We start from the raw sequence: 18,308 nt of genomic DNA, 5'->3' as shown, positions 1-18,308 counted from the left end.
AAGAAGCTCGCGTTAACCCGATGCTCCGCAATGTTTCGTCGGTGGAAAATGGCCCGCTCAGAGCAGTGCGGTGACGTGGTGAGCAGCACGTTCCAAGCCCGCAAAGGACTGCGGCGTTGACAACGGGTGCAGCGCGTGCACGGCCAGCCGGAACAGCGTCGCGCGCACCAGCGCCTGCTCCCACTCGGCCTGGTGGCTCCACCGGTGGAACAGCCCGGAGTCCGCGCCACCCCACGCCACGGCGTCGACCGCGATCACCGCGGCGGCCCACTCGGCGGGACGCCAGTAGGCGGTGAAGTCGATGACGGCCGGCGGCGCGTTGCCCGCGAACAGCACGTTGCCGAACAGGTCACCGTGCACGACCTGCGGCTTGAGGTTGATCGGCTTGCGCAGTTCCTTCAGCAGGTCGAACAGCCGCCCGCCGAGGTCGGCCTCGAGCGGCACGTCCTCCTCGCCCCACGCCTTGCGGTCCGCGACGGCGAACACGTCCGTGCGGGCGTCCAGGAAACGGGGCTTGGGCAGCTCGGCCGTGGCCTGGTGCAGGCGCTGGGCGACGGAGATCACCTCGTCGTGCCGCGCCTCGGCCCGGCCGGCGAGGAACTTGGTGGCGGACCAGCCGCCGACCACGTATCTGCCGTCGGTGGACCGCAACGGTCTGCCGATGCGCAGGTGGTGGACGTCGAGGCCGTCGAGGGTCTTGGCGATCCAGGTGGCCTCGGCGGGCTTGGGCGCGGGCCTGATCGTGGCGTCGCCGCACCGCCAGGCGGGGCCGCCGTCGATGAGCTCTGGCTCGGCGTCACGTGCCCCGAACGCCGCACGCACGTGCGCTGGGGGCGGTTCGGGGGACCGGGTCACGGTCGGGCACGCTACCGTGTTTTTTGGTCGCTGCTCCGCAGACTCCGGGCGTGTTCGCCGGGAAGCCGGCCATCCGGCCACCGCTTCGTGCCGGATTGGGCTTCACCGAATCCACCACGAAGGGGCGACCGGACGACCGGCGCGAACACGCGAAAACCCCTCGCTCGCTCGGGCCGGCCCGAGTCAGCGCGTCGGCTGGCTCGGGTCGGCCTGTTGGTACGTCGGCGAGCTGTGGTTGCCCTGCTAGTAGGTCGGCAGGCTGGGGTCGACCTCGCGGGCCCACGCCAGCACACCGCCGCCGACGTGCACCGCGTCCTTGAAGCCCGCCTTGTGCAGCGCCGCGAGGGCCTCCGCGGAACGAGCGCCGGACTTGCAGTGCAGCACGAGCGGCTTGTCCTGCGGCAGCTCCGAGAACGCCTCGCCGGACAGGATCTTGTCCTTGGGGATCAGCACCGAGCCCGGGATCTTGACGATCTCGTACTCGTGCGGCTCGCGCACGTCCACCAGCAGGAAGTCCTCACCGGACTCCTGCTTGTGCTTGAGCTCCAGAGGCGTGATCGTGTTGCCCGCGGCCGCCTGCTGCGCGTCCGTGGACACGACACCGCAGAACGCCTCGTAGTCGATCAGCTCGGTGATCTTCGGCGACTCCGGGTCCTTGCGGATCTTGATCGTCCGGTAGGACATCTCCAGCGCGTCGTAGACCATCAGGCGGCCCAGCAGCGGGTCGCCGATGCCCGTGAGCAGCTTGATCGCCTCGGTCACCATGATCGAGCCGATCGACGCGCACAGCACGCCCAGCACGCCGCCCTCGGCGCACGACGGGACCATGCCGGGAGGCGGCGGCTCCGGGTAGAGGTCGCGGTAGTTGAGGCCCTGGCCGTTCGGGGCGTCCTCCCAGAAGACGCTGACCTGGCCCTCGAACCGGAAGATCGAGCCCCACACGTACGGCTTGCCCAGCAGCACCGCGGCGTCGTTCACCAGGTACCTGGTGGCGAAGTTGTCGGTGCCGTCGAGGATCAGGTCGTAGTCGCGGAAGATCTCCAGCGCGTTCTCGGAGTTGAGGTGCGTCTGGTGCAGGATCACCTTGACGAACGGGTTGATCTCGGCGACCGAGTCGCGCGCCGACTCCGCCTTCGGGCGGCCGACGTCGGACTGGCCGTGGATCACCTGGCGCTGCAGGTTCGACTCGTCCACGACGTCGAAGTCCACGACGCCGAGCGTGCCGACCCCGGCCGCGGCCAGGTACAGCAGTGCCGGGCTGCCCAGGCCGCCCGCGCCGACGACGAGCACCTTCGCGTTCTTCAGCCGCTTCTGCCCGTCCACCCCGACGTCCGGGATGATCAGGTGCCGGCTGTAGCGCGCGACTTCTTCCTTGGTCAGCTCCGCGGCTGGCTCAACGAGCGGCGGAAGCGCCATGCTGGTCCTCCTCGACGAATGTCTCCGTGTCCGAGACAACGTCTACCCTGCCTCGACTCTTCCCCGTTGGAAAGCCGTCTCAGCCTGCGGGAAACGCGTTCGGCGTGCACACCTTGCCGTCGGCCGGCACCACGTCCTGGCCCGCGTTGAGCTGCGAGACGAAGTCGTTCGAGACGCCGAACGTCTGCTGCATCATCACGGGGGCGGGCGCGCCGTTCTCGGCGCAGGCCGCGTGCCCGCTGCCCAGCGCGTGACCGACCTCGTGGTTGATCACGTACGTGCGGTATCCGGCCAGGTCGGGGCCGTAGGCCATGGCACCGCGCACCCAGCGGGCGACGTTGATGATCACGCGCTTCTGGGCGGGGTTGAAGCAGGAGGTCTCGAACGGGATCTCCTTGCCGCACAGCGTGTGGGTCGTCTTCGTCGTGGTCAGCGCCACGACGAAGTCCGGGTTCTGGTTCGCCTCGACCCGCTGCAGCGCGACCTGCTTGGTGCCGATCCAGCTGCGCGGGTCGGACAGGATTCCCTCGATCGTGCGCGCGAACGCGGCCGGGTCGTCGTTGTAGTCGGCGGGCTTCACACCGTCCTCGACGGCGATCGCGTACTTGCGGAACTTCGGCGCGTTGGCCTCACCGACGCGCGGGCCGCTGCCCGCGATCACCTTGAACGTGCCGACGCCGTCCTGCGAGAAGTCCGGACCGGCAGGGAGCTCGGCGGTCGGGATCTTCAGGTCGGGCTTCTTGGCCGGCAGCTCGGACGCGGGCGCCTCCGGCGTGCTCGCGGGCGTCTCGGCGGCGTTCGTGCTGGTGCCGCCGCCGGTCGCGGGCGCCTTCGGCTGCACCGTGTCGAGGACCACCAGAGCCGTCAGCACGAGCAGGACCGGGATCGCGTAGATCCGCCAGCCGTAGTTGGCGACGAGCTTCTTCACGCCGCGCCGCTTGGGCGGCCTGCGCAGGGCCTGCGTGGCCTCGGGTTCCCAGGCGGCCGCGAGCGGTTCCGCGCTGGTCCGGCGCTCGCCCCGACGGTAGCGGTCAGCGGGCGGAGCAGTACGTCCTCGCTCGGGGGCGCGATTCACGTGCTCCAGGGTCCCACATCCCCCGTATGGCCGTCGTTCATCACCATGAGTGCCGGTCGACCGCCTCCCACATGCCCAGCACCGCCCTCGCCACGGTGGCGGGCCGTTCCATCTGGGCGACGTGGCCCGTCCTGGGGAGCACCAGCAGTCGCCCCTTGGGCAGCAGACGTGCCGTCCGCGGCCCCTTGCGCACGCTGACGAGCCGGTCGTTCTCGCCCCAGAGCACCAGCGTCGGCGCCTTGACCAGCGGCAGCAGCCGCCACAGCGACCTCGGGCCGGGCGTGAGCCAGCTCTGCATCAGGCCGAACGTGCTGCGGTTGAGCGCCTGCCCCGCCCACCGCTGCCGGGCGCGCTCCTCGTTCTCCTTGATCGACTCCTCGATGCGGTGGTCCGGCACCACGCTCGGGTCGGCGAAGCACAGCTCCAGCATCTGCCGGGTGCGCTGGTGCGCGGACAGCTTCGCGAGCTCACGACGCACCCTGGCCCCGACGACCGGCAGGACGGCGAGCGCCATCCGCGGGTCGGACATGCGGTCGAGGCGGGGACGGAGGTCGGGCACGGCCGGCGAGACGAGCGTGAGCGTCCTCACCAGATCCGGCCTGCTGGCGGCCACCATGACCGAGATCGCGCCGCCCATGGAGTTGCCGAACAGGTGCACGGGCTGTGAGAGCGTTTCCAAATACTTGATCACCGTGCGCGCGTGCGTGGCGAGACTGAAGTCGTAGCCGGGAATCGGTTCCGACCGCCCGAATCCGGGCAGGTCGATCGAGTACCCGCGGACGTGTTCCCGCAGCTGGGCCGCCAGGTCCGTCCAGTTCGTCGCGGACCCTCCGAGCCCGTGCACGTAGACGGCCGGGGGGCCGTCCCCCGGTGTGATCCTGACGTGCACCTCGTGGTCGTCGACCTGCTGGAACTGACCGGGCCACGGCGTCTGCGACTTGTCCAGCGGTGGCAGCGCGACCGTGGACAACGGGGCGGGAATCAAGGCGCTCACCGGACCAGGATGCGGGAAAGAACGGCAAGATGGTTCCCGGAAGTCCGCTACCAGCGAGTAAGGTTGCGCTCAGCCTCGGTCTGGCAACCCCTGTCCGACGGCCGGATCACTCGTGCTGGAGGCACCATGACGGAGACGGCGCAGAGCGCACCCGCAGGCAGGGGCGTTCGACTGCCGCGCACCGCCCGCCGCGCGCAACTGCTGGCAGCGGCGCAGGACGTGTTCGTCGCCAACGGTTACCACGCCGCGGCGATGGACGAGATCGCCGAGCGCGCGGGCGTGTCCAAGCCGGTGCTGTACCAGCACTTCCCGGGCAAGCTGGAGCTCTACATGGCGCTCCTGGAGTCCCATGTGGACGAGCTGGTCGGCCGCGTGCGCACCGCGATCGGTTCCACCACGGACAACAAGCTCCGCGTCCGCGCCGCCGTGGCCGCGTTCTACGACTTCGTGGACGGCGAGGGCCAGGCGTTCCGCATGGTGTTCGAGTCGGACCTGCGCTCCGAACCGGCCGTGCAGTCGGCCGTGGAACGCGCGACCACCGACTCCGTGGACGCGATCACCGACACGATCACCGCGGACGCGGGCCTCGACGAGGAGCGGGCGCGTCTGCTGGCCGTGGGTCTGGTCGGCCTGTCCCAGGTCACGGCGCGGTCGTGGCTCGCGGACAACCGCCGCGTGCCCAAGGAGGACGCCGTGGCCCTGATCTCCAACCTGGCCTGGCGCGGCATCGGTGGCGGTTTCCCGCTCCAGCACTGAGCAGACGAAAAAGGGCCCGCGAGTGCGGGCCCTTTTCTCACATCAGCGCGGCTATTCGTCTCGCCACGTCCTCGGACCGTTCCAGCGGCAGCATGTGCCCGGTCTTCGGGTAGATCACGAACTGCGCGCTGGGCAACGCCTCGGCGAGCACCCGTGAGTGCCGCATCGGCGTGAGCACGTCCCACGACCCGGCCATCACGACCGCGGGGATGTCCGCCAGCACGGCCAGGGCCTCTCGCCGCTGGTGCAGCGTCAGTTCCTCGCGGATCCCGACGAACGCCTCACCTGTCGTGTTGCCCGCCATCGCCGCGGCCGCGCGCACGTCGGCCCACCGGGGCCGCCGCCCGAACGTCATCCGCAGCCCCGGCGCGAGCACGCGGCCGAACCCGACCTTGGGCCGTCCGCCCAGCCACCGCCCGGCGAGCCGCTCCACCCAGAGCTGCCGCGGCAGGTTCCCGCACGACGTGGCGATCAACGCCACCCCGGACACCCGCTCGAACAGCTCGGGCCGCTGCTCGGCCAGCGCCATGATCGTCATGCCGCCCAGCGAGTGGCCGGCGAGCACGATCCGCCCGGACGGAACGCACTCCTCCAGCACAGCCGCCAGGTCGTCGGCCAGCTCCGAGATCGTCCCGGCACCCGAGGACCCGCCGTGCCCGCGCACGTCGTACCGGACCACCCGGCCGGGCAGGGCGGCGGCGACGCGGTCCCAGGTGGTCAGGTCCATGGTCCACCCGTGCAGCAGGACCGCCGTCACGTCGGAGGACGAAGACCCCGACGTGACGACGTTCAGCCGATCAAGAACGAGCGACGCCATGAGCGCATCCCCGGCCTTCCCACGAGCCCTGCCTCGTCCAGGAACGTCATGATCCGCTCACCGGACCAGCGAATGGTCTCCTGGAACCGCTCGTTGCCCAGCGCCTGGCGGTGGGCCTCGCGCACGTCCAGCCCGACGGCGGCGTACGCGGCGGGGTTGATGATCGCGCGCGTGATCATCATCGAGACGTACCCGACCAGCCACTTCTGGTACGGCATCTCGTAGCCCTTCAGCTCCGACATGCCGCGCAGCAGCTCCTCGCGCGCGAACCGCACGTGCCGGGCCTCTTCCAGCACGTGGATCCGGTTCACCATCCGCACCAGCGGCTGGATGGTGTCGTCGGTCATCGCCTCGCGCTGCAGCCGGTCGAGGATCTCCTCCGCGACCAGGATCGACCCGTACATCGCGGGGCCGTAGCCGATGATCGGCAGCAGCTTGCCCAGGCGGTGCGTGGTGCGCGTGGGCCCGTAGGCCGGGCAGCCGATCCGCTCGACCAGGCGCGCGAACATCGTCGAGTGCCGGCACTCGTCGGCCACCTCGGTCAGCGCGTACTGGGCGTGCCGCGTGGTCGGGTCGGCGTTGTAGACGACCTTCACGAGCATCTGCATGAGCAGCAGCTCGAACCACAGGCCGACGGACGCGATCGACGCCAGCTCGTGCTTCGACAGCTCGATGCGCTGCTCCTGCGAGAGCGAGTCGTAGAGAGGCGTGCCGTAGAGCGAAATGCGCTGTTCAGGGATGTAGAAGAGACCGTCGACCAGAGGTGCGGACCAGTCGATGTCCACCTCGGGGTCGTAGAACTTCTCGGCGGACGACTTGAGCAGCCGCTCCGCTGTCTTCTCCCGATCGGCGACCCTCATCGGTTGCCCTCCCCGGTAGGTGTTACTTGAGGTAACGGTTACTTCTGGTAGCGTGCGTCACATGGCACGCACTGTCAAGGGGCCGGACGCGCGACGTGAGCGGTGGAAGGGTCATCGCGAGCAGCGCAGGGCGGAGTTCGTGGAGGCCACGATCGCCGCCGTGGCCAAGAAGGGCCCGGACGTGGGCATGGACGACGTGGCCGCGGAGGCCGGCGTCAGCAAGCCCGTGCTCTACCGGCACTTCACCGACAAGTCCGACCTGTACCTGGCAGTGGGCCAGAAGGCCACCGAAATGCTGATGGACCGGATGGGACCGGCGCTGATCGCCGACGGCCCGATCCGCGGCCGCATCCTGGGGATCGTCGACGCCTACCTGTCGGTGATCGAGGAGAACCCGAACCTCTACCGGTTCGTGGTGAAGGGGTCCTTCGTGGACCGCCCGGTCGAGAAGGACGTCGTCGCCGAGGACAAGAACCTCATCGCGTCGACGCTGGCCCGGATCCTGGGCGACTACCTGCGTTCCTTCGAGATGGACTCCGGCGGCGCCGAGCCGTGGGCGCACGCGCTCGTCGGCATGGTGCAGAACGCCGGTGACTGGTGGCTCGACCGCCAAACGATGTCCCGCGCGAACCTCAGCGAGTACCTGGCCACGCTGATCTGGCACGCCATCGACGGGCTGCTGCGGTCGGCGGGCGTCCAGGCAGACCCCGCAAAGCCACTCTCCCCCCTGCGATTGGTGGACTGATGAGCGAGCACGAGCACGACGAAGAGGGCTACAGCGGCGCCGCCACCCTCGTCTTCGGAACCGACGAGGTGGCGGTCGAGGTCGATCTGCGGGGGTACTTCCAGCCGATCGACGGCCGCTACCACTGGTACGGCCGGATCAAGAAGCACGACGACGTCACCAGCCGGGTCGAGGCAGGCGCGCGGACCGCGGTGCTGCGCACGCCCACCGGCGAGGCGGAGGGGACGCTCACCGACCCCGACCCGTGGGGCCGCTACCGGGTCGGCGGCATCTCCACTCCGCCCTACAAGATCGAGGAACCGGCCTAGGCACACAACGAGAAGGGCCCCGGTCATCGCGACCGGGGCCCTTCTCAGTGCTGACGACTCAGGCGCCGAACCCGACCTTGCGCGAGTCCTGCGGGCCGATCTCCACGTACGCGACGCGGCCAGCGGGCACGACGAACCGCGCACCCTTGACGTCCACCAGCGACAGCACGCTGGACTTGCCGGACACCGCGTCCGCAACCAGAGTCTCGACCTCGGACGGGTTGAGCTCACTGGTCACGACGAGTTCGCGCCCGCTGTCCGCGACGCCGATCCTGACCTCCACGCTGACCTCCGTGCTCAAGAGAAAAATCTGATCCCGAGCCTACCTAGCCCAGACCCAGCTGCGTCATGCGCCGCGCGTGCGACTGCTGAAGGCGGCGGAACAGCTGACCGATCCCGGCGAGGTCGCCGGAGCCCCGGATGATGAGCTCGGAGAGGCCGTCCCGCTCCGCCACCACGTACTGGGCCTGCGTCAACGCTTCTCCGAGCAGCCGCCGGCCCCACAGCGCGAGCCGGTCGCGCACCCGCGGATCGGACTCGACGGCGGCCAGGACTTCGCGTTCAGCGAACGCCGAGTGACCCGTGTCGGCGAGCACGTGGAGCACCAGCTCCTTGGTCGGCGCGTCGAGCCACTCCGCGATCTCGCGGTAGAAGTCGGCCGCGAGGCCGTCGCCGACGTACGCCTTCACGAGCGACTCGAGCCACGACTTGGGGCTCGTCGACTCGTGGAACGCGTCGAAACCCTTCACGAACGGCGTCATCGCGTCCTCGACGGTGATGCCCTCCGCGGCGAGGTGCTTCTGCAGCAGCGTGAAGTGGCCGATCTCGGCCGCGGCCATCTGCGCGAGAGCGGCACGTCCCGCCAAGGTCGGCGCCGTGCGCGAGTCCTCCGTCATCCGGTCGAAAGCCGAGAGCTCGCCATATGCAAGCGCTCCCAGAAGATCGACAACACCCTCTGCAACACCCATGAGACCGAACTCTAGTGCGCGCCAGGTGGTCAAAAGTGTCTTGCCAGGTAGAATGGGGGCGGACGCCCGGCGTGACGAGTGTGACGACCACGCAGTTGCCCAATTTCTTCTTGGGCTGGCGCCAGAATGGTGCGCGTACACCTTTCCCGCAGCTGCTCATCGAGCGCGGTCGAGAGGCCCGGCCAGGGCTCGTACGCGCTTGGTACGAGAGAGGCTGATCACCCTGACCGCTGAAGTAGAAGCACATCTGGACCCGGTTCTCCTGGAACACAGCGAGGCCGGAGTTCCCGAAGAAGACACGTCGCACCCGTTGCTGGCAGACGCCCCGGTGCAGTCGGAATCCCCCACGTTCGCCGAGCTCGGCGTCCGTCACGAGATCGTCAAGGCGCTCGGCGAAGCCGGCATCGAGCGCACGTTCGCCATCCAGGAGCTGACGCTCCCCATCGCTCTCGCCGGTGACGACCTCATCGGCCAGGCGCGCACCGGCATGGGCAAGACCCTCGGGTTCGGCGTGCCGCTGCTGCACCGCGTCGACCTGCCGGGCGACGGCACCCCGCAGGCCCTCGTGGTCGTGCCCACCCGTGAGCTGTGCCTCCAGGTCTCGCACGACCTCACCGACGCGTCGCGCCACCTCGGCGTGAAGGTCGCCGCGATCTACGGCGGCATCCCCTACGAGCGGCAGATCGCGCAGCTCCGCAAGGGCGCCGACGTCATCATCGGCACGCCCGGCCGCCTGCTCGACCTGGCCGAACAGCGCCACCTGGTGCTCGGCAAGGTCCGCATGCTGGTGCTCGACGAGGCCGACGAGATGCTCGACCTGGGCTTCCTGCCCGACATCGAGCGCATCCTGAACATGGTTCCCGACGAGCGGCAGACCATGCTGTTCTCGGCGACCATGCCGGGCCCGATCATCACGCTGGCGCGCACGTTCCTGAACCAGCCGACGCACATCCGTGCCGAGGAGAACGACGCAGGTCAGACGCACGAGAACACCTCGCAGTTCGTCTACCGGGCGCACTCGATGGACAAGCCGGAGATGCTGGCCCGCGCGCTGCAGGCCCGCGACCGGGGTCTCACGATGGTGTTCGCGCGGACCAAGCGGACCGCGCAGAAGGTCGCCGACGACCTGACCGAGCGCGGGTTCGCCGCGGCCGCCGTCCACGGCGACCTGGGTCAGGGCGCGCGCGAGAAGGCGCTGCGGGCGTTCCGCGCCGGCAAGGTCGACGTGCTGGTCGCCACCGATGTCGCCGCGCGCGGCATCGACATCGACGACGTGACGCACGTCATCAACTACCAGTGCCCCGAGGACGAGAAGACGTACGTGCACCGCATCGGCCGCACGGGCCGCGCCGGACGCACGGGTGTCGCCGTCACGTTCGTCGACTGGGACGAGACGCACCGCTGGGCGTCGGTCAACGACATGCTGGGCCTCGGCCAGCCGTTGCCGGTCGAGACGTACTCCACGTCGGAGCACCTCTACGCCGACCTGGGCATCCCGTCCGGTTCCACGGGCCGGTTGCCGCTGAGCCACCGCACCCGCGCGGGCCTCGACGCCGAAGAGGAGGAGAAGCTCGACACGGGCAAGCGCAAGCGCCGCAGCAGCAGCGGCACCGGCCGTCGCACGGGTTCCTCCCCCGCCGGCGCCGAGCAGGCGCCCGAGCCGGGCGAGGAGACCAGGCCGAAGCGGTCCCGTTCGCGCACGCGCAGCCGCGCCGGCGTGACGCAGGAGGGTGAGCAGACCCAGTCGGCCCCCGAGGCCACCGAGAAGTCGGCCTCCGACAAGCCGCGCAGGCGTCGGCGTCGCCGAAGCTCTGCCGAACAGGCCGCTCCTTCGGCAGACTGATCACATGTCGTCCCCCGGTTCCGACGTCACCGATGTCGAGGACGTCCTCGACGAGCCCTCGCACGAGGCCGCGCCCGTCGCAGAACGTCCGCCCGCCCGGTCCTGGCGCACCCGCGCCGACTTCATCGCGATCGCCGTGATCACGGTGGTGTCGGTCACGGCGTCCGTGCTGACCTGGGCGTTCAGCGATGCTCGCGCCACGACGTCGGTCACCGGGCCGTCGTCGTGGGAGCCGCTGCCCGAAGTGGCCGCGCTGCCTCCGTCGCTCGCCGAGGTGTGGCGGGCGCGCAGCGGCGCCTCGCTGTCCCCCGTGGTCGTGCAGACCGCGTCGAAAGACACGGGCGAGGAGAAGCCGTCGACGGTCGTCACCGGCGACGGCGGCAAGGTCGAGGGGCGCGACCCGCTGACGGGTGACGTGCGGTGGTCCTACGAGCGCGACCTGCCGCTGTGCGTCGTGAGCACGGGCTGGGGCCGGGCGATGGCCCTGTACTCCAAGGGCACGAACTGCTCCGAGCTCACCTCGCTCGACGGGGTGACCGGCGAGCGGCGGGCGCAGCGCAACGGCGACGCGGAACCGGGCACGGCACTGCTCAACGAGGGTTCGCACCTGATCACCACCGGCTCGAAGTTCGTCGAGGTCTACCGGCGTGACGACCTGGTGCGCTCGCTCGAGTACGGCGCTCTGCGCGCGATCGTGAACCCGAACAAGCAACCGAGGGTCGGCTGCACGTACGGCTCGGTCGCCGTCACCTCCGGCAGGTTCGCGATGATCGAGCGCTGCCCCGACGACGCGTCGGACCGGGTGACGATCCTCAAGCCGAACCCGGACAAGTCCGACGAGCCGAAGGTGTTCGGCAGCCCTCTCACGGGCGCGAAGAACGCGCAGGTCGTGGCCGTCACCGAGAAGCTCGTCGCGGTGGCCGTGCCGAGCCCGAGCCGGTTGCTGATCTTCGACGCGGAGACCGGCAACCAGGTCGGCGAAGCGCCGCTCGACATCCCCGAGGCGGACTTCGCCGATCCGCCGAACCACGTGGCACGCGTCTTCACGACGAAGACGAACGCCTTCTGGTTCAGCGGTTCGCGCACTGTCGCGCTGTCGCTGGAGACGCTCACTCCACTGTGGACCGCCGAGGGCGCGCTGGGCGCCGGCACGACGCTCGCGGGCCGCGCGGTCATCCCGGTGAAGGAGGGCCTGCGGGTGTACGAGCAGGCCACGGGTGCCGTCGTGGGCACGATCAAGCTGAACCGCGAGGGCCACACGGGCCCTGTGCAACTCGCCACAGCCGGTCCTGTCGTGCTCGAGCAGCGTGGCGAAACCCTGGTCGCGCTGCGATAGTTCAGTTCGTGCACTCGCAGATCAGCCCTCACCGGGCGCAACGCGTCGACCTCCCGGGCCGCTACGGCACGATCGCGGCGCTGCGCGCGCCCGCGATGGGCGACGACGCGATGCGCACGACCGTGCTGCTCGTGCCGGGCTACACGGGCTCCAAAGAGGACTTCGCGCCGATGATCGACCCGATCGCGGACGCGGGTTTCGAGGTCGTCGCGATCGACCTGCCGGGCCAGCAGGACTCGCCGGGCCCGGACGACGAGGCGCTGTACCGGCCGGGCCCGCTCGGCTCGGTGCTCGCCGAGCTGATCGGCAAGATCGCGGCGGACGGCCGCAAGGTGTTGCTGCTCGGCCACTCCTACGGCGGACTGGTGTCCCGGGCCGCGGTGTTCGCGGGGGCTCCGATCGCGGGGCTCACGCTGATGTCGTCGGGCCCGTCGGAACTGCCCGCGGGAGATCGCCGCACGGTGCTGGAGGTCGGCGAGCACGTGCTGGCCGAGCAGGGCGTCGAGGGCACCCAGCGGCTGAACGAGCTGCGGGCGCAGCAGAACCCGGCGTACGCGGTGCTCCCGCAGGAGCTGAAGGACTTCTACCGCACCAGGTTCCTCAAGTCGCAGGCCGCGGCGCTGCTCGGCATGGGCAACGGCCTGCGCTACGAACCGGACCAGGTCGCGAAGCTGGCACGCGCGCTGCGGTCGTCCGGCACGCCCTGCCTGGTGGTGTGCGGCGACGCGGACGACGCGTGGACGCCCGCCGCCCAGCGCGACATGGCGGAGCGGCTGGACGCGGACTTCGCCGTGCTGCCCGGCGTGATGCACTCGCCGAACACCGAGGCGCCGCTCGACCTCATCGCCACGCTGCTGCCGACGTGGCGGGCCTGGCTGACTTCCTGACCCCAGCCAGGCCCTGTCACATCACCAGTTGAGCGAGATCGTCCGCTCGTCGCTCGCCGTGTTCGGGTAGGCCTGCAGGTCGGCCTTCGCGAACGCGGGGGCGACCGAGCCGAACGCCCGGTTCTGAGCCGTCACGCTGACCTTGACGGTCGAGAACCCACCGGTGCAGGTGACGTTCTTGGAACCGCTGCCGGTGGCGAGGCCGATCAGCGGCCGGTTCTGCGTGAGGCTCACGTAGAGGTAGGCCGGCGACTGGCTGACCGGGCAGGAGTAGGTCACGTCGAGTTCGACCGCCGCGCCCCACGCCTTCAGCTTGCCGGGGTCCTCGACTCTGACGAGCCCCACCGACGGCGACTGCGCGCTCACGTCGGCCATGACCGGCGCGATGGACGCGAGGACCGCGCCACCCGCGACAGCCACGACCGCCGCCGTCTTCCCCGCGGTGAACTTCTTCATGCTGTTGTCCCCTCAGTCATTCCGTCCTTCGTGGACGGAAACCCCGTTCCGGCGCAGAGGCCGGCGACGATCAGAACAGCGGGCAGGTGCCACAGGAAGTCGAAACCGCTGTGCACCAGCACGACGACGACCGCCGCCATCGCCCCCGCCCACAACGAACTCCCGCGCCCGCGCCACAGCAGGACCAGCGCGGCCGCGACGACCCCCAGCGCCAGCACCAGCCCGACAGCCCCCAGTTCGACGAGCACCTGGAGGTACTCGTTGTGCACGTAACGCATCACACGGGCGCCTTCGTTGCCGCGGTCGAAGAAAAAAGATCCATTCCCCGGTCCGGCTCCGAGCAGCGGCGCCTGGGCGACGAGGTCCAACGCGGCCCCCGTCGCGCCGGCGCGGTCCGGTGAGCTGAACGAGAACCGCGTGGCAAGGCCGCCGGCGAGGCTGTGCACGGCCACCGCGCCGCCTGCCAGCGACAGCACCGCGACCGGCGCCGCCCACCGGCCCAGTCCGGGCAAACCGAGCGTCACCAGGGCACCGGCGACCAGGCCTGCGACCGCGAGCCAGGGCTGCGGCTCGTCGGCCACGCGCATCGACGGGAGGAGAGCACCCACCGCCACCGCGGCTCCGAGCAGCGGTGGCACGGCGGCGGTCAGCGTCTCCTTGACACCCCGGAGCGCACACAGCACCAGCAAGCCCACGAGCAGTGCGATCACACCGGCACGGCTCATCGTCGCGCCGATCCCCGCGAACAGCAGGAACCTCATCACTGCGGTGAGCGGAGCCGGCCGCAGGACCAGCGACAGCACAGCGGTCGCCGCCATCACCGCCGCGGCCGCGTTCGGGTAGGTCAGGGTCGACCCGGCCCGCAGCAACCCCTCGGCCACCGTCGACCACGACGGCAGCCGGAACACCACGGCGATCCATCCGGTGAACCCGATCAGCGCACCGACGCCGGCGAGGACGCCGGCGAGCAGCTCGCGCTGATCGTGATCAGCCTGTGCCGCAACGAGCGCGGCGCCGGCGAACACCACGACCGCGACCGCCGACGGCAGTCCTGACAGCACGTCACCTTCGAGCAGCCCCCGCAGCAGAGCCCACGCGGCGAACGCTCCGCCCAGCACCACGAGGACGTTCCGCCGGGGGCGGACCAGCACGACGGCCAGCACGACGAGCAGTCCCGACAGCGCACGACCTGGCAGGTAGTACCCGCCCTGCGCGACGACGGCCGCGGCGAACCCCGCGACCACCAGCAACACCGGCACCGGCAACGCGACCGAATCTCGGCGCGCGCCAACGACGTCCCCCACGTCCATCGACTTCCCCCAAGGGTGATCGACCCGCCTCCCCAAGCGGATCGAGAGCACACTGTAGGTGCCGGACGGCTGCGGCGGAAGAGCGAGTTCCGGTCAGGACAGCAGCACCGCGGCGAACGCGCCGAGCAACATGAACGGCCCGAAGGGCAACGAGCTCTTGAGCGTGACCCGCCGCAGCAGCAACAGGACCAGCGACACGACGGCCGACAGGATGAACGCGAGGGCCGCGCCGAACAGCAGCACCGGCCAGCCGAGCCACCCGAGCGCCATCCCGATGACGCCTGAGAGCTTCACGTCGCCGAAGCCCATTCCGGCCGGGTTCAAGAACTCCAGCACGCGGTAGACGAACGCGAGCACGAGCCCGCCGAGCACCGCCCTGCCGAGCGCGCCGACCGTGCCGCCGGTCAGCGCGGCCACCGTGAGCAGGAGCAGCACCAGCGGGTACGCGGGCAGCGTCAGCACGTCCGGCAACCGGTGCACGGCCGTGTCGATGAACGCGAGCGCGACCCCGACGGCGCCCAGGCAGGCGAACGCGAGCACCTCGACCGAGCCGGCGAACTTGAGGGCGAGCACGGCGAGAACGGCCGCGGACACCAGCGGCAGTGCGATGCCGGTGCGCGTGAACCGGCTGACCGTGCCGCGCAGGGCGACACCCGAGGCGAGCCCGCCCAGGGCACCTCCGGCGGCCCAGAGAACCATCATGCGGCCGACGGTAGAGCGCGTATCGTCGCAACGGAACGTGACGGCGGCAGATCTGGCCGAGGGGCCTACAGCGTGTCCCCCGATCAGCCGACAATGTCCTCCGATCTGCGGTTTCGTTACACCTCATCGCCCGATACCGGCGACCACCGCCCGTCACGCAGAGTTGCGGCGTCCCGACATGGATCTCACATCCCACAGGAGACCGCGATGCTCACCTTCCTCAGCTACGTGCAGACGTTCCTCACCCGCACCCGGCGCGAAGACGACGACAGGGGTGCGACCGCCGTCGAGTACGGCCTGATGGTCGCCCTGATCGCGATCGTCATCATCGTCGGCGTGACGGCAGTCGGCGTGAACCTCCTGGCGCTGTTCAACGAGATCGCCGCCGAACTGCTCTGACCGTGAAGCGTCCGCACGAATCGGACCGTGGCGCCACCGCCGTCGAGTACGGCCTGATGCTGGCGCTGATCGCGGTCACCGCCCTGGTGGCCATCACCGCGGTCGGCGAGAACATGGCCGCCATGTTCGAGTTCGTCGCCGACGTCATCGATGGCTGAAGTCTCCTGTCCCGGGGGGGGGGGGGCGCCCCCCCCCGCCCCCCCCCCCGGCTTGGGGGGGGGGGAGTCGCGGCCACACCCGGGCCCCATGGTTCGAGTGCGCCCCCGACGACACCGCGGGCTGAAGTCTCCTGTCCCGCGCGGCCGGCGATCCCCTCCGCCGGCCGCGCGCCTTTCTTCGGAGCGGTCATGACGAACCTTGCTCGCGATCGCGGCGCGACCGCTGTCGAAGTCGCCCTGCTGATGCCGATCGTGCTCGTCCTCGTGATGGGCATCGTGGACTTCGGCTGGGCCGTGCGCGCCCAGATCACCCTGACGCAGGCCGCCCGTGAGGGCGTGCGGGTCGCCGCGCTGGGCCAGCCGGACCCCTCCGGTCGCGCGGTGCTCGCCGCGACCGGTCTCGACGACGTCGACGTCGCGGTCGACGCCTGCCCCGCGGGTGGGACGCCCGGCGAAGACAGCGCCGAAGTGGTGGTCACCCACACCTACGCCTTCATCACGCCGGTCGGCGGTCTCGCGGGACTGTTCGGCGGCGGAGGCTTCGGCTCCCCCATCACGCTGACCGCCGAGGGGGTCATGCCATGCGGGTGAGGAGGGATGACGACCGGGGAGCGCTCGGCGTGCTGATCAGCATCCTGCTCGGGTTCGGCGTCCTGCTCGGCATGGGCGCCATCGTGATCGACGTCGGCTTCCTGTTCAAGGAGCGCGCCGAGCTGCAGAACGGGGCCGACGCGGGAGCGCTCGCGGTCGCCCACAGCTGCGCCGCCGAGCCCTGCGCGGTGAACGAGTCCAACTACTTCGCCAACCAGAACGCCAAAGACGGTGTGTCCACTGTGGATGTCGTGTGCGGGTACGACAAGGGCGGCGTCCTGCCCTCGTGCCCGGCGGCGACGGGGGCGATGACCGACTGCCCGGCGAAGCCCGCCGCCGGCGTCACGTACGTGGACGTGCACACCTCGACGCAGACGTCCGGTGGCGGCACCCTGCTGCCGCCGATGTTCGCCCGATCCCTGCTGGACAACGGTTCCTACGAGGGCTCGCGGGTCGCCGCGTGCGCCCGTGCCAGGTGGGGTCCGCCGAAGACCGCGACCACCATGGCTCTGACGATCTCGTGGTGCGAGTGGAACGAGGCGACGTCCGGCGGCACGAACTTCGGTCCCACCCCGCCCGCCACGCCACCGCTGTCGGTGCACCGGGTGCTGAAGCTGCACACCACGACCGGGACCACCTGTCCCAGCGGACCGTCGGGATCGGACGGTCCCGGCATGTTCGGCTGGGTCGACGACACCGGCTCCGACTGCTCGGTGGACATCCTGAACAACACCTACAGCGCGGACACCGGCGCCTCGGCCGGCAGCGACTGCAAGACCGCGCTGGCCGCCGCGTTCAGCTCGCGCGAGGCCGTCTACTTCCCGATCTACACCAAGGTCACCGGTACCGGCACCGGCGGCACGTACGCGCTGGCGGGCTTCGCGGGGTTCGTCGTCACCGGCTACTGGCTGCCCGGCGCGAGCCAGAAGGACTGGCTGACGAACAAGAACGAGTGCAAGGGCTCGGACAAGTGCGTCGCGGGCTACTTCGTCGAGGGCCTCATGCCCAACACCGGCACCATCGGCGGCCCCGACCTCGGTGCCCGCATCGTCCAGCTCACCGGCTGAAACCCAGGAGTCGTCATGAAGAACCGCGCATTCGTCATCATCCTGGCGGTGTTGCTGGCCGTCTGCGGCAGCGCCGGGGTGTTCCTCTACGTCCGCAGTGCCGACACCCGCGCGATCGCGGGCCAGCAGGCCGTCACTGTGCTCGTCGCGAAGGACCGCATCCCCGCCGGCACGAGCGGTGACGCGCTGAAGGACCTCGTCGAGCAGCAGCAGATGCCCAAGAGCAGCGTGCCCGAGAACACGATGTCCGAAGTGGACCCGTCGGTGGCCCAGCTCGTCACGTCGTCGGAGATCCCCGAGGGGCAGCTGCTCACGAGGGCGCTGTTCACCGAGCAGGCGTCGCTGGCCAAGGGGATCTCGATCCCGGACGGCATGATCGCGGTGACCGTGCCGACCGAGGCCTGGCAGCGCGCGGGCGGGCTCATCCAGAAGGGCTCGAAGGTCGCGGTCTTCGACACCTTCACCGTGATGGACGGCAAGGGCAACACCCCGTCCGGTGACGGTCTATCGAAGCAGTACGAACGCAACCAGTCCACCCGGCTGCTGCTGACCGGCCTGGAGGTCCTCTCCGTCGTCGACGAGAAGAAGGCGGCCGAGGACGGCGACGTCGGCAAGGCCATCGTCACGGTCGCGGTGAAGCAGGCGGACGCGGAGAAGCTCATCCACGGCCAGCAGACGGGAACGCTCTACTTCGCCCTGCTCGGCGGCAAGTCCGAGATCGCGCCCGGCAACGGCGTCGACAACCGCTCCCTGTTCGGAAACTGA

At 70.2% G+C, this 18,308-nt stretch carries 22 protein-coding genes; 11 read left to right on the top strand and 11 right to left on the bottom strand.

Going from position 1 to position 18,308, the window contains the following annotated elements:
- Positions 1–57: 57 nt before the first annotated feature.
- The 4 genes from ORI60_RS27910 to ORI60_RS27895 form a co-directional block, all read right to left on the bottom strand.
- Positions 58–855 carry a TIGR02569 family protein gene (locus tag ORI60_RS27910; RefSeq protein WP_266040969.1) on the bottom strand — a complete coding sequence of 266 codons (798 nt, stop codon included), beginning with the start codon at positions 853–855 and terminating at the stop codon, positions 58–60.
- Between the two features lie 243 nt (positions 856–1,098).
- Positions 1,099–2,271: an adenylyltransferase/sulfurtransferase MoeZ gene (moeZ, locus tag ORI60_RS27905; RefSeq protein WP_090065715.1), complete on the bottom strand. Its 1,173-nt coding sequence runs from the start codon at positions 2,269–2,271 to the stop codon at positions 1,099–1,101.
- A 79-nt stretch (positions 2,272–2,350) separates the two neighbouring features.
- Positions 2,351–3,346 carry a DUF3152 domain-containing protein gene (locus tag ORI60_RS27900; protein ID WP_266040968.1) on the bottom strand — a complete coding sequence of 332 codons (996 nt, stop codon included), beginning with the start codon at positions 3,344–3,346 and terminating at the stop codon, positions 2,351–2,353.
- A gap of 40 nt (positions 3,347–3,386) precedes the next feature.
- Positions 3,387–4,340, bottom strand: coding sequence for an alpha/beta fold hydrolase (locus ORI60_RS27895; RefSeq protein ID WP_266040967.1), 954 nt, complete (start codon positions 4,338–4,340; stop codon positions 3,387–3,389).
- A 126-nt stretch (positions 4,341–4,466) separates the two neighbouring features.
- Here ORI60_RS27895 and ORI60_RS27890 point away from each other — a divergent pair, with 126 nt between their 5' ends.
- Positions 4,467–5,096, top strand: coding sequence for a TetR/AcrR family transcriptional regulator (locus tag ORI60_RS27890; protein WP_030480925.1), 630 nt, complete (start codon positions 4,467–4,469; stop codon positions 5,094–5,096).
- Positions 5,097–5,133: 37 nt separating this feature from the next.
- On the opposite strand, the gene ORI60_RS27885 is transcribed toward ORI60_RS27890, so the two are convergent.
- On the bottom strand, positions 5,134–5,913 hold the full coding sequence (locus tag ORI60_RS27885; RefSeq protein ID WP_266040966.1) for an alpha/beta fold hydrolase: 780 nt from the start codon (positions 5,911–5,913) through the stop codon (positions 5,134–5,136).
- Positions 5,886–6,773 carry an AurF N-oxygenase family protein gene (locus ORI60_RS27880; RefSeq protein ID WP_266040965.1) on the bottom strand — a complete coding sequence of 296 codons (888 nt, stop codon included), beginning with the start codon at positions 6,771–6,773 and terminating at the stop codon, positions 5,886–5,888. The genes ORI60_RS27885 and ORI60_RS27880 overlap by 28 nt, the downstream gene beginning before the upstream one ends.
- Before the next feature lie 61 nt (positions 6,774–6,834).
- On the opposite strand from ORI60_RS27880, the gene ORI60_RS27875 reads away from it, so the two are divergent.
- Both ORI60_RS27875 and ORI60_RS27870 read left to right on the top strand, forming a co-directional pair.
- Entirely contained in the window at positions 6,835–7,518 is a 684-nt protein-coding gene (locus ORI60_RS27875) for a TetR/AcrR family transcriptional regulator (protein WP_266040964.1), read from the top strand.
- Positions 7,518–7,826, top strand: a complete 309-nt coding sequence (locus ORI60_RS27870; protein ID WP_266040963.1) for a DUF4873 domain-containing protein — start codon at positions 7,518–7,520, stop codon at positions 7,824–7,826. The genes ORI60_RS27875 and ORI60_RS27870 overlap by 1 nt, the downstream gene beginning before the upstream one ends.
- Positions 7,827–7,884: 58 nt before the next feature.
- Here the strand turns inward: ORI60_RS27870 and ORI60_RS27865 are convergent, their stop codons facing one another.
- Together ORI60_RS27865 and ORI60_RS27860 are read right to left on the bottom strand one after the other, a co-directional pair.
- Positions 7,885–8,109, bottom strand: a complete 225-nt coding sequence (locus ORI60_RS27865) for a DUF3107 domain-containing protein (RefSeq protein ID WP_189158308.1) — start codon at positions 8,107–8,109, stop codon at positions 7,885–7,887.
- Between the two features lie 43 nt (positions 8,110–8,152).
- Positions 8,153–8,794, bottom strand: a complete 642-nt coding sequence (locus ORI60_RS27860) for a ferritin-like fold-containing protein (RefSeq protein ID WP_266040962.1) — start codon at positions 8,792–8,794, stop codon at positions 8,153–8,155.
- Between the two features lie 214 nt (positions 8,795–9,008).
- Here ORI60_RS27860 and ORI60_RS27855 point away from each other — a divergent pair, with 214 nt between their 5' ends.
- From ORI60_RS27855 to ORI60_RS27845, 3 genes are read left to right on the top strand one after another with little or no spacing between them, the layout of a single operon-like run.
- Positions 9,009–10,637: a DEAD/DEAH box helicase gene (locus tag ORI60_RS27855; RefSeq protein WP_416234503.1), complete on the top strand. Its 1,629-nt coding sequence runs from the start codon at positions 9,009–9,011 to the stop codon at positions 10,635–10,637.
- A 4-nt stretch (positions 10,638–10,641) separates the two neighbouring features.
- The gene (locus tag ORI60_RS27850) at positions 10,642–11,973 is read left to right on the top strand and encodes a hypothetical protein (protein ID WP_266040960.1); all 1,332 of its coding nucleotides are present in this window, start codon (positions 10,642–10,644) and stop codon (positions 11,971–11,973) included.
- An 8-nt stretch (positions 11,974–11,981) separates the two neighbouring features.
- Positions 11,982–12,860, top strand: coding sequence for an alpha/beta fold hydrolase (locus tag ORI60_RS27845; protein ID WP_266040959.1), 879 nt, complete (start codon positions 11,982–11,984; stop codon positions 12,858–12,860).
- Positions 12,861–12,881: 21 nt separating this feature from the next.
- Here the strand turns inward: ORI60_RS27845 and ORI60_RS27840 are convergent, their stop codons facing one another.
- The 3 genes from ORI60_RS27840 to ORI60_RS27830 form a co-directional block, all read right to left on the bottom strand.
- Positions 12,882–13,316, bottom strand: a complete 435-nt coding sequence (locus ORI60_RS27840; protein ID WP_266040958.1) for a hypothetical protein — start codon at positions 13,314–13,316, stop codon at positions 12,882–12,884.
- Positions 13,313–14,620: an O-antigen ligase family protein gene (locus tag ORI60_RS27835; RefSeq protein ID WP_266040957.1), complete on the bottom strand. Its 1,308-nt coding sequence runs from the start codon at positions 14,618–14,620 to the stop codon at positions 13,313–13,315. The genes ORI60_RS27840 and ORI60_RS27835 overlap by 4 nt, the downstream gene beginning before the upstream one ends.
- Positions 14,621–14,719: 99 nt before the next feature.
- On the bottom strand, positions 14,720–15,328 hold the full coding sequence (locus ORI60_RS27830; protein WP_266040956.1) for a prepilin peptidase: 609 nt from the start codon (positions 15,326–15,328) through the stop codon (positions 14,720–14,722).
- Positions 15,329–15,535: 207 nt separating this feature from the next.
- Here ORI60_RS27830 and ORI60_RS27825 point away from each other — a divergent pair, with 207 nt between their 5' ends.
- From ORI60_RS27825 to cpaB, 5 genes are all read left to right on the top strand, one after another.
- Positions 15,536–15,727 carry a Flp family type IVb pilin gene (locus ORI60_RS27825; RefSeq protein WP_266040955.1) on the top strand — a complete coding sequence of 64 codons (192 nt, stop codon included), beginning with the start codon at positions 15,536–15,538 and terminating at the stop codon, positions 15,725–15,727.
- Positions 15,728–15,729: 2 nt separating this feature from the next.
- Entirely contained in the window at positions 15,730–15,885 is a 156-nt protein-coding gene (locus ORI60_RS27820) for a Flp family type IVb pilin (RefSeq protein ID WP_266040954.1), read from the top strand.
- Positions 15,886–16,074: 189 nt separating this feature from the next.
- Positions 16,075–16,476 carry a TadE/TadG family type IV pilus assembly protein gene (locus ORI60_RS27815; protein WP_266040953.1) on the top strand — a complete coding sequence of 134 codons (402 nt, stop codon included), beginning with the start codon at positions 16,075–16,077 and terminating at the stop codon, positions 16,474–16,476.
- Positions 16,467–17,543: a TadE/TadG family type IV pilus assembly protein gene (locus tag ORI60_RS27810; protein ID WP_266040952.1), complete on the top strand. Its 1,077-nt coding sequence runs from the start codon at positions 16,467–16,469 to the stop codon at positions 17,541–17,543. Before ORI60_RS27815 ends, ORI60_RS27810 begins: the two co-directional genes overlap by 10 nt.
- A 15-nt stretch (positions 17,544–17,558) precedes the next feature.
- Positions 17,559–18,308 carry a Flp pilus assembly protein CpaB gene (gene cpaB, locus ORI60_RS27805; protein ID WP_266040951.1) on the top strand — a complete coding sequence of 250 codons (750 nt, stop codon included), beginning with the start codon at positions 17,559–17,561 and terminating at the stop codon, positions 18,306–18,308.

It is taken from the genome of Lentzea sp. NEAU-D7, assembly GCF_026242055.1.
Lineage (GTDB): Bacteria > Actinomycetota > Actinomycetes > Mycobacteriales > Pseudonocardiaceae > Lentzea.
This window is presented reverse-complemented; position numbering and strand designations above follow the sequence as displayed.